Annotated in this window: 11 protein-coding genes; 7 read left to right on the forward strand and 4 right to left on the reverse strand. The window is 75.3% G+C overall.

What is annotated here, in order from left to right; genetic code table 11:
• The first annotated feature begins 127 nt into the window (after positions 1-127).
• From folD to WME75_RS19400, 3 genes are read left to right on the forward strand one after another with little or no spacing between them, the layout of a single operon-like run.
• Complete coding sequence (gene folD / locus WME75_RS19390) at positions 128-997, forward strand: bifunctional methylenetetrahydrofolate dehydrogenase/methenyltetrahydrofolate cyclohydrolase FolD (protein WP_437492940.1); 870 nt, start codon at positions 128-130, stop codon at positions 995-997.
• Positions 994-1,737 carry a class I SAM-dependent methyltransferase gene (locus tag WME75_RS19395; RefSeq protein WP_437492942.1) on the forward strand — a complete coding sequence of 248 codons (744 nt, stop codon included), beginning with the start codon at positions 994-996 and terminating at the stop codon, positions 1,735-1,737. Before folD ends, WME75_RS19395 begins: the two co-directional genes overlap by 4 nt.
• A 9-nt stretch (positions 1,738-1,746) precedes the next feature.
• Positions 1,747-2,490 carry a hypothetical protein gene (locus WME75_RS19400; RefSeq protein WP_437492944.1) on the forward strand — a complete coding sequence of 248 codons (744 nt, stop codon included), beginning with the start codon at positions 1,747-1,749 and terminating at the stop codon, positions 2,488-2,490.
• A gap of 22 nt (positions 2,491-2,512) precedes the next feature.
• Here WME75_RS19400 and WME75_RS19405 read toward each other — a convergent pair whose 3' ends face one another.
• Positions 2,513-3,229, reverse strand: coding sequence for an ABC transporter ATP-binding protein (locus tag WME75_RS19405; protein ID WP_437492945.1), 717 nt, complete (start codon positions 3,227-3,229; stop codon positions 2,513-2,515).
• Positions 3,230-3,246: 17 nt separating this feature from the next.
• Positions 3,247-4,521 carry a hypothetical protein gene (locus WME75_RS19410; RefSeq protein ID WP_437492947.1) on the reverse strand — a complete coding sequence of 425 codons (1,275 nt, stop codon included), beginning with the start codon at positions 4,519-4,521 and terminating at the stop codon, positions 3,247-3,249.
• Between the two features lie 82 nt (positions 4,522-4,603).
• Between WME75_RS19410 and WME75_RS19415 the strand changes: the two genes are divergently transcribed.
• Both WME75_RS19415 and WME75_RS19420 read left to right on the forward strand, forming a co-directional pair.
• Positions 4,604-5,686: a DUF72 domain-containing protein gene (locus tag WME75_RS19415; protein ID WP_437492949.1), complete on the forward strand. Its 1,083-nt coding sequence runs from the start codon at positions 4,604-4,606 to the stop codon at positions 5,684-5,686.
• Between the two features lie 175 nt (positions 5,687-5,861).
• Positions 5,862-7,439 (forward strand): phytoene desaturase family protein, encoded by a 1,578-nt coding sequence (locus WME75_RS19420; RefSeq protein ID WP_437492951.1) that lies wholly within the window; start codon positions 5,862-5,864, stop codon positions 7,437-7,439.
• Between the two features lie 56 nt (positions 7,440-7,495).
• Here the strand turns inward: WME75_RS19420 and WME75_RS19425 are convergent, their stop codons facing one another.
• Together WME75_RS19425 and WME75_RS19430 are read right to left on the reverse strand one after the other, a co-directional pair.
• Complete coding sequence (locus tag WME75_RS19425) at positions 7,496-8,392, reverse strand: sugar phosphate nucleotidyltransferase (RefSeq protein ID WP_437492953.1); 897 nt, start codon at positions 8,390-8,392, stop codon at positions 7,496-7,498.
• Positions 8,393-8,487: 95 nt separating this feature from the next.
• Positions 8,488-10,011, reverse strand: a complete 1,524-nt coding sequence (locus WME75_RS19430) for a protein kinase domain-containing protein (RefSeq protein ID WP_437492955.1) — start codon at positions 10,009-10,011, stop codon at positions 8,488-8,490.
• A 293-nt stretch (positions 10,012-10,304) separates the two neighbouring features.
• Here WME75_RS19430 and WME75_RS19435 point away from each other — a divergent pair, with 293 nt between their 5' ends.
• Positions 10,305-11,030: a hypothetical protein gene (locus WME75_RS19435; protein ID WP_437492957.1), complete on the forward strand. Its 726-nt coding sequence runs from the start codon at positions 10,305-10,307 to the stop codon at positions 11,028-11,030.
• Positions 11,031-11,492: 462 nt separating this feature from the next.
• Entirely contained in the window at positions 11,493-12,614 is a 1,122-nt protein-coding gene (locus WME75_RS19440; RefSeq protein WP_437492958.1) for a hypothetical protein, read from the forward strand.
• Positions 12,615-12,799: the final 185 nt, after the last annotated feature.

Here is a 12,799-nt window from a genome sequence, read left to right on the forward strand (position 1 = left end):
CGCCGCCGACGTGGCGGTCGCCTCACGCCGCGGCCCGCGGCCGTTCGTCGCGGGTCGACGCGACCCCCGGGCAGGCCGAGCGGGCCGCGCTCCCGCGACGGCCGCGGCTGGTCTAAGCTCCGCGGCCGTGGCAGCCAAGATCCTGGACGGCAAGGCGATCGCTCAGAAGGTCCGCGACGAGGTGCGGGAGGGGGTGGCGCGCTTCGCGGCCGCCCACGGCCGGCCCCCCGGCCTCGAGGTGGTGCTCGTCGGCGAGGACCCGGCCAGCGTGACCCACACGCGGAGCAAGGAGCGGGTGTCGAACGAGGTCGGCATCCGGGGCCGGCTCCGCGCGCTCCCGGCCGGGACGACCGAGGCCGAGCTGCTCGCGCTCATCGCGGAGCTCAACGCGGACGACGCGGTCGACGGGATCCTCGTCCAGCTGCCGCTGCCGGAGCACCTCCGGGAGCACGCCGTGCTCGACGCCATCGCTCCCGCGAAGGACGTCGACGGCCTCCACCCGGTGAACGCAGGCCTGCTCGCGCTGGGCCGCCCAGGCGGCCTCGCGCCGTGCACGCCGGTCGGCTGCATGCGCCTGCTCGCCGAGGCGGGCGTCGAGCTCGCCGGCGCCCGCGCGGTGGTGGTCGGGCGGAGCCACCTCGTCGGCAGGCCGATGGCGCAGCTGCTGCTCGCGCAGCACGCGACGGTCGCGATCGCCCACTCACGCACGCGCGATCTGCGGGCGATCTGCCGCGAGGCCGACGTCCTCGTCGCCGCCGCCGGCAAGGCGAAGCTCATCGGGGGCGACTGGATCAAGGAAGGGGCCACGGTGATCGACGTCGGCATCAACCGCGACGACGCGGGCAAGCTGGTGGGCGACGTCGATTTCGAGGCCGCCAGGGAGCGCGCTGCCTGGATCACGCCGGTGCCGGGCGGCGTCGGCCCCATGACGATCGCCTCGCTGCTCGAGGCGACGCTGCGCGCGGCGGAAGCGCGGGTCGCGCAGCAGCGGCCGTGACCGCTCGGGCGCCGGAGCCCTACGGGCCCGTCGAGGCCCTCGCCCCTGCCGCGGGCGCCGCGGCGTTCGTGGCGCGCGAGACCGCCGTGGCCAGCCCGCCGCTCGTCCCCGAGGTGAGGCTCCACCTCGCGACCGAGGTCACGCCGCTCTGGCACGCGACCGAGGCGACGCTCGCGCGCGCGGGCGTGCCGCCGCCGTACTGGGCGTTCGCGTGGGCCGGCGGGCAGGCGCTCGCGCGGTACCTGCTCGATCACCCCGCCGCGGTCTCGGGCAAGCGCGTGCTCGACCTCGCCGCCGGCGGCGGCGTCGTCGCGATCGCCGCGGTCCGCGCCGGCGCGGCGCACGTCAGCGCCGCCGACATCGATCCGTTCGCCGCCGCCGCGCTCCAGCTGAACGCGGCCCTCAACGGCGTCGCCGTCGACGTCATCACGGAGGATCTCACGGCGAGCGCCGCGCGCGGCGCGTGGGACGTCATCGTGGCGGGCGACATCTTCTACGAGCGCGCGATGGTCGACCGGATGCTCCCCTGGCTGCGGCGTCAGGCCGCCTGGACTGCGGCCGTGCTCGTCGGGGATCCGGGGCGCGCCTACTGCCCCTCGGAAGGCGTCGAGGAGCTCGCGCGTTGCCTCGTCCCCACGTCGCTCGATCTGGAGGGGCGCGAGGTGCGCGAGGCGCGGGTGCTGCGGCTGCTGCCGCTCCCCCGGGCCGCCGAGCTGGACGCAACCCACGATGGCGAATAGGGGCGTTTCATGAGTCGATCGGCGATGGTCTTCACGGGCGTCCTGCTCGTCACCGGCTGCGGGCGCGGCGACGTGGCCCCCGCCTCCTCCGCATCGAGGACCGCGGCGGTGTCCCGCGGCGAGGACGGAGCTCAGCCGCCCCCGCCCGCCGCCCCGGCCTCCGGCCAGCCTGCGCCGCGCACGGCGGCCCCCGACGCAGCGGCCGACGCCGGAAGCCCCGGGGCCGCCAGGGAGGCGTCGGGCGACCCTCGCATCGATGAGATCCGGAAGAGATACGAGGAGATCCAGGCGGACAAGGGGCTCAGCACGAGCGAGGTCCGCATGGCCTGCCCGGGTCGCGAGGGGAGCGCCGAGCTCCGGCTGCACCGGAAGAACAAGGATGTCTTGAGAGCGGAGCTGAAGGACCACGCCGCGGGAGACGCCGGGTCCACCTACCTCTTCTATTACGACAACGGACAGCTCATCTTCGCCCTGAACGACGCCGAGCCGTTCGGCGGGCTCACGGAGCTCCGCCTTCTGCAGCGCCGGTACTACTACCACCAGGGCAGCCCGATCCTCTGCCTGAAGAAGAGCGTGCAGGGCCCCCCCGACAAGGTCGAATCCCTGCTGCACGAGGCGCCGAACGAGCGTGTCGACTGCTCCTTCGCGCCCAAGGTCCAGCGAATCGCCTCGGTCGCGCTGCGGGGCGCAGAGGCGATCGACGAGCTGAAGAAGCTGCTCTGCCCGCAGCCGCCCCGGCAGACCGGCGGGTAGGCCACGTCCGGCGGCGCGGCCCTCACGGGTCGCGAACGCCGTGCGTCGCCCTCCGCTCGATGGCCACGCCGCCGGCGACCTCGGGGCCAGGAGCGGCCCCGTCCACGCCGAGCCGACCCGCGCTGAGCCAGCGCGGCCGCCCCCCGAGCGCCGGCGCGAGCGCCGGGTCGTTCGTCGTGAGCAGGGTCGCCTTCCCCTCGGCGCGGCGCTCCTCGATGAGGCCCAGCACCACGCGCGCGCCATCGGCGTCGAGCCCGTTCGTCGGCTCGTCGAGGACGAGCAGCCACGGGTCGCCCACCAGCGCGGTGAGCAGGAGCGCGCGCTTGCGCTGCCCGAACGAGAGCCCGGAGAGACGCTGTCGCCAGAACGACCCCGCGCCGACCCGGTCGATCCACGCGCGATCGAGCGGCGGCGCTTGCTTGAGCGCCCGCACGAGGGCGACGAGCTCGCAGACCTGCAGGTCCGGCAGCGCCTCGGTGGCGTCGGGCGCATACCCGAGGCGGCGCCGCGCCGCGACGCCGCCGCCGTGGAGGGGATCGCCGCAGAGGACGACGGCGCCGCGATCGGGCTCCAGCAGCCCGGCGACGATCCGCAGCAAGGTCGATTTGCCGGCGCCGTTGCCGCCCATCACGACCACCACGTTCGAAGGTCCGCAGCGGAGGTCGACGCCCGAGAGCACGTCCCTGCCCGCGAGCCGCTTGTGGATCCCCGTCGCTTCCAGCATCCCCCCTTCCAGCATCCCCCCACCCTCCTCTCTCATACCGCGGCGCCGCGCTCGCGGCGCGACGAGATCCAGCGCGCGCCGGCGGGCCCCGCGAGCAGCGCGGCCCCCGGAGCCCAGGCCGCGAGCGCGAGCTCGCCCCACGTCCACACCGACGCGGTCGCCACCACGACGGCGGCGAGCACCGAGAGGAGCACCCGGCTGCTGTCGCGGCCGTCCTGCCGCACGGACCAGCGCACGCAGCCGAGCGCAACCCCGGCCAGGAGCAGCCCCGCGAGGCCCGCGCCGCCGAGCAGGCGCAGCGCCGCGAGGGGCGCCGCGCGGGTGAGCGCGCCGACCGCCGCCCCGTGCGCGAGCGCGAGGGCGACGAGCGGCGCGGCGACCGCCGCCGCCGCTGCGATCGCCCGGAGCGGGGCCGCCGCGCCGCACGCGTCGAGGAGCCACGTGATCCGCCGCTCCTCGCGCAGCACGGGACCGGAGAGGCCGGCGCCCAGGCAGAGCGCGACCGGCGCCAGCGCGACGAGCGATCCCTCGGCGAGCGGCGCGGCCCCGAGCGGTCCGTGGGTGCGGGCCCAGGCCGCCATGGCGAGCGCGCCGAGGGCGGTGAGCGCGAGGCCGCGCACCAGCACCGCGCGATGGCCGCGCAGGAGCGCCGCCAGGTAGGCGAGCGAGAGCGCGACGAGCCCGCCGCCGAGGACGGGCACGGCCGACGGGATCAGCGGGCGCTCGCGGCCGAGCGGGACCTCCGGCGCGCGGACGACGGCCGCGCGCAGCCCGAGGGCGAGCGCGGGCGCGGCGCACGCGAGCAGGATCGACGCCGGCGCCCCGAGCAGGATCGCGCCGGCGAGCAGCGAGAGGGCCGCGAGCTCGCGCGCGCCGCGCGGCCGGGCGAGGAGCATGCAATGGGCCGCGAGCGCGGCGACGCAGGCGGCGCTCGCGGCGAGCGCGCCGGCGCCGAACGCCCAGAGCGCCACCCACGGGAGCTCGGCGACGGCGAGGAGCAGCGCATGCGCCGACAGCAGCAGGGGGCGCGGGACCGGCAGCGCGCGGAGGAAGAAGGTCGCCGGAGCGCGGAGCAGCGCGCGCGCCGCCGACATCCCGACGAGCAGCCACGCCGCCCACAGCGCGAGCCGGAACGGGAGCGACTCGCCCGCGAGGCCGGTGAGCCGCGCAGGGTCCATCCCGTTGCCGCCGAACACGACCGCCCCGACGAGGCCCAGCCCCATGTACAGCGGCATGGCGCGGGCGAAGGCGTCCTTGCCGGCCGTCGAGACAAGGACGCGCAGAACGAGGGCGAAGCGGCGCAGCACGTCGGGTGCAGGGTACAACCGGGCAGCGCCGTCCGGCGCAGCCTGTGTCGCGGAGAGCGCCGGAAGCGGTAGACTCGCCCGGGTGAGCCGGTCTCCCGGGCGCCGTGGCCCCGTCCCCTCGCAGCTCTCGCTGTTCGCTCCAGCGCCGGAGCCCGCCGCCGCCGAGGCGCTCGAGCTCGACGCGATGGCGGCGGTCCACGACGACGCCGCCCGCCTCGCGGCGCGGCTGCCGGCAGGGCTGCACCTCGGCACGAGCTCGTGGAGCTTCCCGGGCTGGCAGGGCCTCGTCTACGCCCGGCGGCGGAGCACGGAGGAGCTCGCGCGCGACGGCCTCGCCGAGTATGCGCGGCACCCGCTGCTCACGACCGTCGGCATCGACAGGAGCTTCTACGCCCCCATCCCCGACAGCGACTTCCTTCGTTATCGAGCGCAGCTGCCGGACGGCTTCCGCTGCGTGTCCAAGGCGCTGCACGCCGTCGTGTCCCAGACGCTCCAGCGCGCGCAGACGCCGCCGGACGAGGGCGAAGGTCGCGGCGCGCACCGCGCGCGCGTCGAGCCGAACCCGGACTTCCTGTCGGTCCCGCTCTTCCTGTCGCGCGTCGCCGCGCCGCTGCTCTCGGTCTTCCGGGCGCACGCGGGGCCGGTGCTGCTCGAGCTGCCCCCGATCGCCCCGCCCGACCGGCTCCCGCCGCGCGCCTTCTTCGAGCGGCTCGACGCCTTCCTCGGCGCGCTGCCGCGCGAGCTCGCCTGCGCCGTCGAGCTCAGGGAGCGCGCCTATTTCACCGGCGAGTACCGGGAGATCCTCGGCGCGCACGGCGTCGCCCACGCCTACAGCTACTGGCGCAACATGCCGTCTCCCGGCGCCCAGGCGGACGTGGTGCCCGTCTCGAACGCGCCGTTCGCGCTCGTCCGGCTCTCGCTCAAGCCCGGCCGCCGCTACGAGGCAGAGCTGCGGCGGTTCCACCCGTTCAACCGGATCGTCGAGCCCGATCCCGCCATGCGCGCGGAGGTCGCGCGGATCCTGTGCGAGGCCGCGGCGCTGCGCATCGAGAGCTTCGTGCTCGTGAACAACAAGGCCGAGGGCTCTGCCCCCCTGACCGTGCGCGCCATCGCCGAGGAGGTCGCCGCGGCGTGGCAGGGGCCCACCGCGCGCGAGACGCGGTGAGGACAGGCTGGAAAGGGTCCCCGTGCGGGCGGCCTCGAGGCCGGCGCGGCGTGCTCCTCCGGATTCCGGCGCGCGAAAAGGCCTCTCCTCGTCGCGCCATCCGTGCAACACCTCGCGCGCGGCGGCCCCAGCGCCGGCCGCGGCAGCGGACGCGCACAGCGCTTGGAGGTGCCCAGTGAAACGCAGTGAAGCTCCGGCCCGCGCCGACGTCGTCATCGTCGGCGCCGGCCACAACGGACTCGTCGCCGCCGTCCTCCTCGCCCGCCGCGGGCTCGACGTTGTCGTGCTCGAGGAGAAGGACGCCGTGGGCGGCGCGGTGAAGACCGAGCACCCCTTCAAGAAGGCGCCGTCCCTCGGCGTCTCGAGCGGCGCCTACCTGCTCGGGCTCGCTCCGCCCGAGCTGCTCCGCGAGGTCGGCGTCACCCTTCCCCTGAGAAGGCGCGATCCGCACTACTTCCTCCCGACGACCGACAGGCGCTACCTGCTCTTCGGCTCGGACGAGGCCGCGATGAAGCGGCAGTTCCTCGAGTTCTTCTCCCAGGAAGACTGGGACGCGAACAGCGCCCTCCAGGCCGAGCTCGCCGCGCTCCGGGACGACATCGCCCCGACGTGGCTCGAGGAGCCGCTCTCCATCGAGGAGACCGCGGAGCGCTACGTGCGGCCCGCCCTCCGGCCGACGTTCGTGGCGCTCTGCCGGGGCACGATCTCGGACTACCTCGCGCGGTTCCCCTGGAAGAGCGATCTCCTCCAGGCGATGTACGCCGCGACCGACGCCTTCTCGGGGCTCGCGGGCGGCTTCGACACGCCCGGCACCGGGATGAACTTCCTCGTCCACAACATGTGCCGCCTCCCCGGCGCGGACGGGACCTGGATGATCGTCGAGGGCGGCATGGGCACCGTCACCCGCCTCTTCGCCGAGAAGGCGCGGGCCGAGGGCGCGAGGATCGTGACGGGCGCCCGCGTCGCGCAGATCGAGTCGTCCGGGGGCGCCGTCTCCGGCGTGCTCCTCGAGGACGGCACGCGGATCGCCGCCGGGGCGGTCGTCTCGAACGCCGATCCGTTCCGCACCCGCGCGCTGGCCGGCAGCGCCGCGATCGGGGCGGCGCTGTCGACTCGGCTCGACGCGCTCGCGAGGGACGGCTCGACGCTCAAGGTCAACATGGCGCTGACCGGCCTGCCCAGGTTCACGTGCCTCCCGGAGGATCGCGGGCAGTTCGGTCCGACCATCCACCTCCTGCCGGACGAGGACGTCGTGATGGACGTGCTGCGCCAGGCCCACCGCGACGCGATGAGCGGTCGTCTCCCCGAGTTCCCCGCGATCGAGTGGTACTTCCACACGCCGATCGACCCGAGCCTGCGCGACGCCGAGGGGCACCACAACGCCGCGCTCTTCGTGCAGTGGGTGCCCTACGCGCTCGCGGACGGCGAGACGTGGGGCGAGGCCGCGCCGCGCTACGTGAAGCACCTCCTCTCGATCTGCGATCGCTTCGCGCCGGGGATGAGCGACCTCGTGCTGGACACGTTCACGCTGGCGCCGCCGGACATCGAGCGGCACTTCGGGATCACGCGGGGGCACATCCACCACATCGACAACGGCTTCGGCTTCGCCGATCGCGTTCCCTACCGGTTCGGGCTCGCCGGGCTCTACTCGTGCAGCGCCGGCACGCACCCGGCCGGGTCGGTGATCGGCGCGGCCGGGCACAACGCCGCCAGGGCCGCGCTCGCCGACCTCGGCAAGCAATTCGAGGAGTGATTCGAGCGGCGCGCCGTGCGAGCGCTCCCGGTCGTGGGCCGCCCCCGGCCGAGCGATCACCCGGCCGCGCGCACGACCCGTCCCTGCGTCGTCACCACCGCGCGCTCGCACGGCGCGCCGACGTCCACCCCGACGGCGACCCGCGCCCCCGGCCACACCACGCACCCGCGCAGCGCCCCGGCCCCCTCGACCCGCGCTCCGGCGCCGACGACGCTGCCCGTCACGTCCACGCCCTCGGCCACGGACGCCCCCGGGCCGACGTAGCTCGGCAGGCCGCGCTGCGAGAGCCAGCGCGCGCTGGCCGCGAGGTACGCGGCGATCGTGCCGATGTCATGCCACACGGCGGGCGCCGCGAACGTCGCGAGCGCGCGCCCCTCGCGCAGCCACGGCAGGTACACGTCCCCGACCATGCAGCCGCGCGGCGGCAGCCGCCGCCGGAGCGCCTCGCCGACGACCTGCACGCCCACGAAGTCGCCCCCCGCGACCTCCTCGCCGAAGCGCTCCCCGCGCAGCCGGACCACCTCGCCCCGGCCGCCGACGCCCACTGTCCCCTTCCCGACCGGCCGCGGCGCCACCGCGAGCGTCGCGGCCGCGCCGCGCCCGGCGTGCGCCGCGTGGAGCGCCGCCACGTCGAGGTCGATCAGGATGTCGCCGTTCCAGAGGACCACGTCCCCGTCGCCGAGCGCGCCCGCCGCGTTCGCGAGTCCCCCCGCGGTGCCGAACGGCTCCGGCTCGTGCAGGACCTCGACCGGCACCGGGAACGCCGCGAGCAGCTCCCGCGTGAAGCGCTCGGCGAGGTGGGACTTGTTCAGCGCGGCGCGAAGGACACCGCCCGCGGCGAGCTGATCGGCGATGTGCGCGATGAGCGGGCGATCGCCGAGCCACAGGAGCGGCTTCGGCAGCTCGTCGGTGAGCGGGCGGAGCCGCGTCCCGAGCCCCGCTGCCAGGATCATGGCAGAGACCATGCGCCGAGGATCGCCCCTCCGCGAGGAACGTCCAAGAAGCTCGAGCGCGTGGCCGCAGGCCGAGGCCGGAAGCCGCCGGGCGCTCACTCGCCCCGCTCGAGCAGCTCCCGCGCCGCGCGCTCGAGCAGGTCGTGCCCTGTCGTGTCGTCCTCCTCGAGGTGGGCGACGCCGATGCGGAGGGTCATCGGGAAGGGCATCGACGGGATGCGCCGGAAGCGGTGCTGGCGCACCTTCTCGCCGAGCACCTTCGCGAACGCGGACGCCCGCGTCCGTCCGATCCCGGGGCGGACGATGGCGAGGATGTCGCGGCGGTAGCGCCCGAGCAGCCCGTCCTCCGGCACGTAGATCCGGACGACGCGCGCGAGGTCGCCCAGGATGCGATCGACCGCCGCCCGCCCGTGCTTCTCCTCGATCTCCTGGAGGCCGTTCACGCCGAGCAGCAGCAAGGAGAGCCTCCTCGTCCGCTGCTCCCTGGCGCGCTGGATCTCCTTCTTCAGGAAGGCCCGGAGCCGCTCCTCGTGGACGACCGCGGCGAGGTCCTCGTCGCGGTGCCGCGTGTCTCCCGCGGGCTTCGACCCGGCATCCTGCGACTTCGGTCCGGGGTCCGGCGGGGCGGCGGCGCGCCGGTCGTCGGGCTCGCGGCTGCGGCGCGACGACGGCGGGGGGTTCGAGGGCGGAACGGGCGCGGGGGGCGGGCTCGACGGCGCGGGCGCGCCGAGGGCCTCCGCCATCAGCGTGACGGCCGCTGTCGCGCGGTCGAACCGGTCCTTCGGATCGATCGCCGTCGCCTGCTGGAACCAGGCGTCGAAGGCCGGCGGCAGCCGGACGTTGCGGCGCCGCGCGGCGGCGCGGACGCTCGCCGGCTCGGGCAGCCCCGCCGCCATCCGCTGCAGGAGCGCGAAGATCGAGGGCAGGACGTTGGCCTCGGTCAGCCAGTACGGGCTGCCCACGAGCAGCGTGAAGGCGACGTGCGCGAGCGCGTGGATGTCGGCCTTCGGCCCGACGGCGCCGTCGCCGCGGATCTGCTCGGTCGCCATGTAGAGCGGCGTCCCGACCATCGCCGTGCGGTCCGCCATGCTGCTCTGCGCCGCGACCTTCGCCAGGCCGAAATCGAGGACCTTGACGCACGGCGAACCGTCGTCCCGCCGCGTCAAGAAGAGGTTCGCCGGCTTGAGGTCGCGATGGACGATCGCCGCCGCGTGCATCTTGTCGAGCGCGCGCGCGACCTGGCCCAGGTAGAGCACCACCTCGACCGGCGGCAGCGGGCCGCGGCGCGCCGACAGGCTCGCGAGCTCCTCGCCCTGGAGCAGGTCCATGACGAGGAACGGCATCCCGGACTCGGCGTCGATGCCGGCGTCGGAGACAGGGACGATGTGATCGCTCTCGATCCCGCCGGTGATCCTGGCCTCCTGCGCGAACCGGGCGCGCATGGCGGGGTCCTGGATGGATCCCGGGAGCATCACCTTGAGCGCGCGGCGGCGGTCCGTGACCTCGTCCACGACCTCGTACACCGCCCCCATCCCGCCCGCCTTGAGCGACCGGATGACGCGGTATCGCCCATGGAAAAGCGTATCGGGTCTGAGCTGTGCGAGGCTCGGCGGCTCCATCGGGGGATCGAGGCGCTGGGAGCATAGATCGGACAGAGCCTGGGCCGGTCACCGTTCGCGACGAGCGCGGCGCCGGGGCGCGGCGCGACCTCCGAGAGCGCTGCGTCGGCGCGACACGCCCGGCGCTGCGGCTGCGCCGGCTCGGTTGCACCCTGCCGGTTGCATCCTGGACGCGCGCCGGCCTGCGGACGGCTGCTCCGCTGCGGGCGCGCCGGCCGCCCTGCGTGCGCGCTGCGAGGTGGTGGGCGGCTGAAAATTCGACGCCACCGGCGGCCACGTGGTAGCTCCGCCGGGTGGGTTCCTCTGCGCTCGCCGTCCTCTCCGCCGCGAGGCGGAGCTCCGCAACCTGGGCCGCGGCCGGGTTGCTCGGCCTCGGGGCCGTGACCCTCGCAACGCAGAGCTGCGGCAACGACGCCGTGGGCATCGACGCCTGCCGGCAGATCGAGGCGGCCCGGTGCGAGGCCGCCGCCGCGTGCCCGGGGTGGGTCGGCTCGGCCGACGCCGACGAGCGGGTGAAGACCTGCGTCGAGTTCTACTGGGATCAGTGCCTCCACGGCATCGAGAACGACGGCACCGGCGGCGACAACCGCGCCGCGGCGGAGCCGACGGACGGCCAGGTGAAGGCCTGTGTCGACGCCGTCGGCGCCGCGCGCAAGTGCGCCGGCGACAAGGTCGCTTCCATGGCGGAGTGCTCCGCTGCGCCGCTCGCGGAGGGCGTCGATCGCGCGATCAGCCCCTGCGAGGTGATCACCGAGAAGGCGCATGAGCTCGCGGCCTGCGCGTTCGTGGTCGCCCCGACCGGCGGGAGCGGCGGCGCTGGTGAGGGCGGCGGAAGCGCCAGCGGTGCCGGCGGCGCTGGTGAGGGCGGCGGAAGCGCCAGCGGTGCCGGCGGCGCCGGTGGTACCGGCGGCGCTGGTGGTGCCGGCGGCGCTGGTGGTGCCGGCGGCGCTGGTGGTACCGGCGGCGCTGGTGGTACCGGCGGCGCTGGTGCGGGCGGCGGCGGCGGCGCTGACGGCTGATCCCCGGATCTGAGCGCCTGCATCGCTCGTCGCGCTCGAGGATCTCCTCGAGTCGCCCGTTTCAAGGCTTGAAACGGCCCACTCGCCTCCCGAGTCGCCCATTTCAACGCTTGAAACGCCCTCCTGGCGACCCGAGCCGGCGCTCTCAACGCTCGAGATGGCCTCCTCGGTCTCCGAGTGGGCCATCTCGAGCCTTGAAACGGCCCACTCGCCTCCCGAGTCGCCCGTTTCAACGCTTGCTTCAAGCCTTGCAACGGCCGGGGCCCCACGTCCACGCAGGGTCGCTGCGCCGCCTCGCCGCCCGAGCGGGCCGCGTTTCATGTGGCGCCATTCCCCGGCTTGGACTAGTGCCCCCTGCCGATGGGCCGAGCTCGTGCTGGTGTTGGAACCTCGTTCGGTGCGGATCGCGGCGGCGGGCTCCCCCCGCGGCCACGGTACGGCCGGCACGCCCTGGCGCTCGCCGTGCTCGCGATCGCGGCCTGCACCAGCGGGAGCAGCGACGACGACGACGACGACGGGCGGATCCAGACGTCGCTCACCATCGACCCGCTCGCCTTCCTGGGCGACGTGCGGTGCTCGAGCGAGCCGGGGGCGATCCGCAGCTACGTCGCCACGCTCACGGACGAGAGCGCGGAGGGCGGGCCGTTCACCCTCGCCTCGTCGCCGCCGATCCCCTGCTCGTCGCGCGTGTCGTTCACCTACGTCGTCGAAGGGCACGAGTACACGGCGAGGATCGACGGCTACGCGCAGCGCGCCGAGGAGCTCGCGCCCGTCGGCGACGAGACCTCCGGGAGCCCCCACATGCTCGTCGACGGAGCCCCGGTCGCGCCGCGCTGGACGTGGGCCTGCCCCGGCCCCGACGCCACGGACGACGCCGGCAAGCTCGTGGCGAAGACGGGCGTCAACGTCGTCGTCCAGGGGTGCGCCTCGGTCGCCGGCCCCGACGACGCGCCGAGCGCGGCCATCGTGCTCGACCCGGCGAGCGCGCTCGGCGCGCTGCGCTGCGGGGCCGACGACCGCGAGGTCGCGTCGTTCGATGTCCTCCCCGAGGGCAGCGCGCTCGCGCCGGTGCTCGGGGTCGGCTGTCCGCCGGCCGAGCCGGTCGTCTACGACCTCGGCGCCGCCCCGGGCCGAGCCCACTTCTTCCGCCTGGAGGCGAAGAACGCCGCGGGTGACCTCCTGTTCGGTTCGAGCTGCTTCGCGACGGCGAGCGCGGGCATCACGGTGACGGCGACCTGCGCCCCGCTGTCCGACACAGGAGCGCTCGAGCTCGACCTCGACGCGCTCCTCGCGGCCGAGCAGCTCGCCTGCGGCGCGGGCGCGTCCACCTACACGGCGACCTACACGGCGACCGAGCCGCTGCCCGACGGCGAGCAGTCCGGGACGGCGCCCTACGTCGGCCCCGTGCCCTGCGGCCAGCGCGCGCTCCTGTCGGCCCTCTCCCCGGGCACGTACGAGACGTCCGTCGAGGTGCTCGACGCGACGGGAACGTCGGTGCTCTCCGCCAGCTGCGCCGGTGAGGTCCGCCCCGGCGCGACCACCCGCGCCACGTGCGCGCCCAGCGCGTCCCGCGCGCCCCGCTGACCCCTTCCGCCGCGCCTCCCGGCGCTGCCCGGTGAGCCTGACGCCGCGACGTCTTCAGGCCGGCAAACCCTTTGCGCCGGCCTGCCCCTTGGAGTACCTGAACGCATCCGTCGCATCCCCTGAACAGCGCGGGTCAAGGGCGCTCGGCGGAGGCCAGACTCGACCTCATCGATCGTCGATCGAGG

The organism is Sorangium sp. So ce1014 (assembly GCF_051521505.1).
Classification (GTDB): domain Bacteria; phylum Myxococcota_A; class Polyangia; order Polyangiales; family Polyangiaceae; genus Sorangium.

Excerpts from the sequence above, each read along its gene's own strand:
- WME75_RS19400 (WP_437492944.1), top strand. The coding sequence starts at position 1,747 with ATGAGTCGATCGGCGATGGTCTTCACGGGCGTCCTGCTCGTCACCGGC.
- WME75_RS19405 (WP_437492945.1), bottom strand. The coding sequence starts at position 3,229 with ATGCTGGAAGGGGGGATGCTGGAAGCGACGGGGATCCACAAGCGGCTC.
- WME75_RS19425 (WP_437492953.1), bottom strand. The coding sequence starts at position 8,392 with ATGATCCTGGCAGCGGGGCTCGGGACGCGGCTCCGCCCGCTCACCGAC.
- WME75_RS19430 (WP_437492955.1), bottom strand. The coding sequence starts at position 10,011 with ATGGAGCCGCCGAGCCTCGCACAGCTCAGACCCGATACGCTTTTCCAT.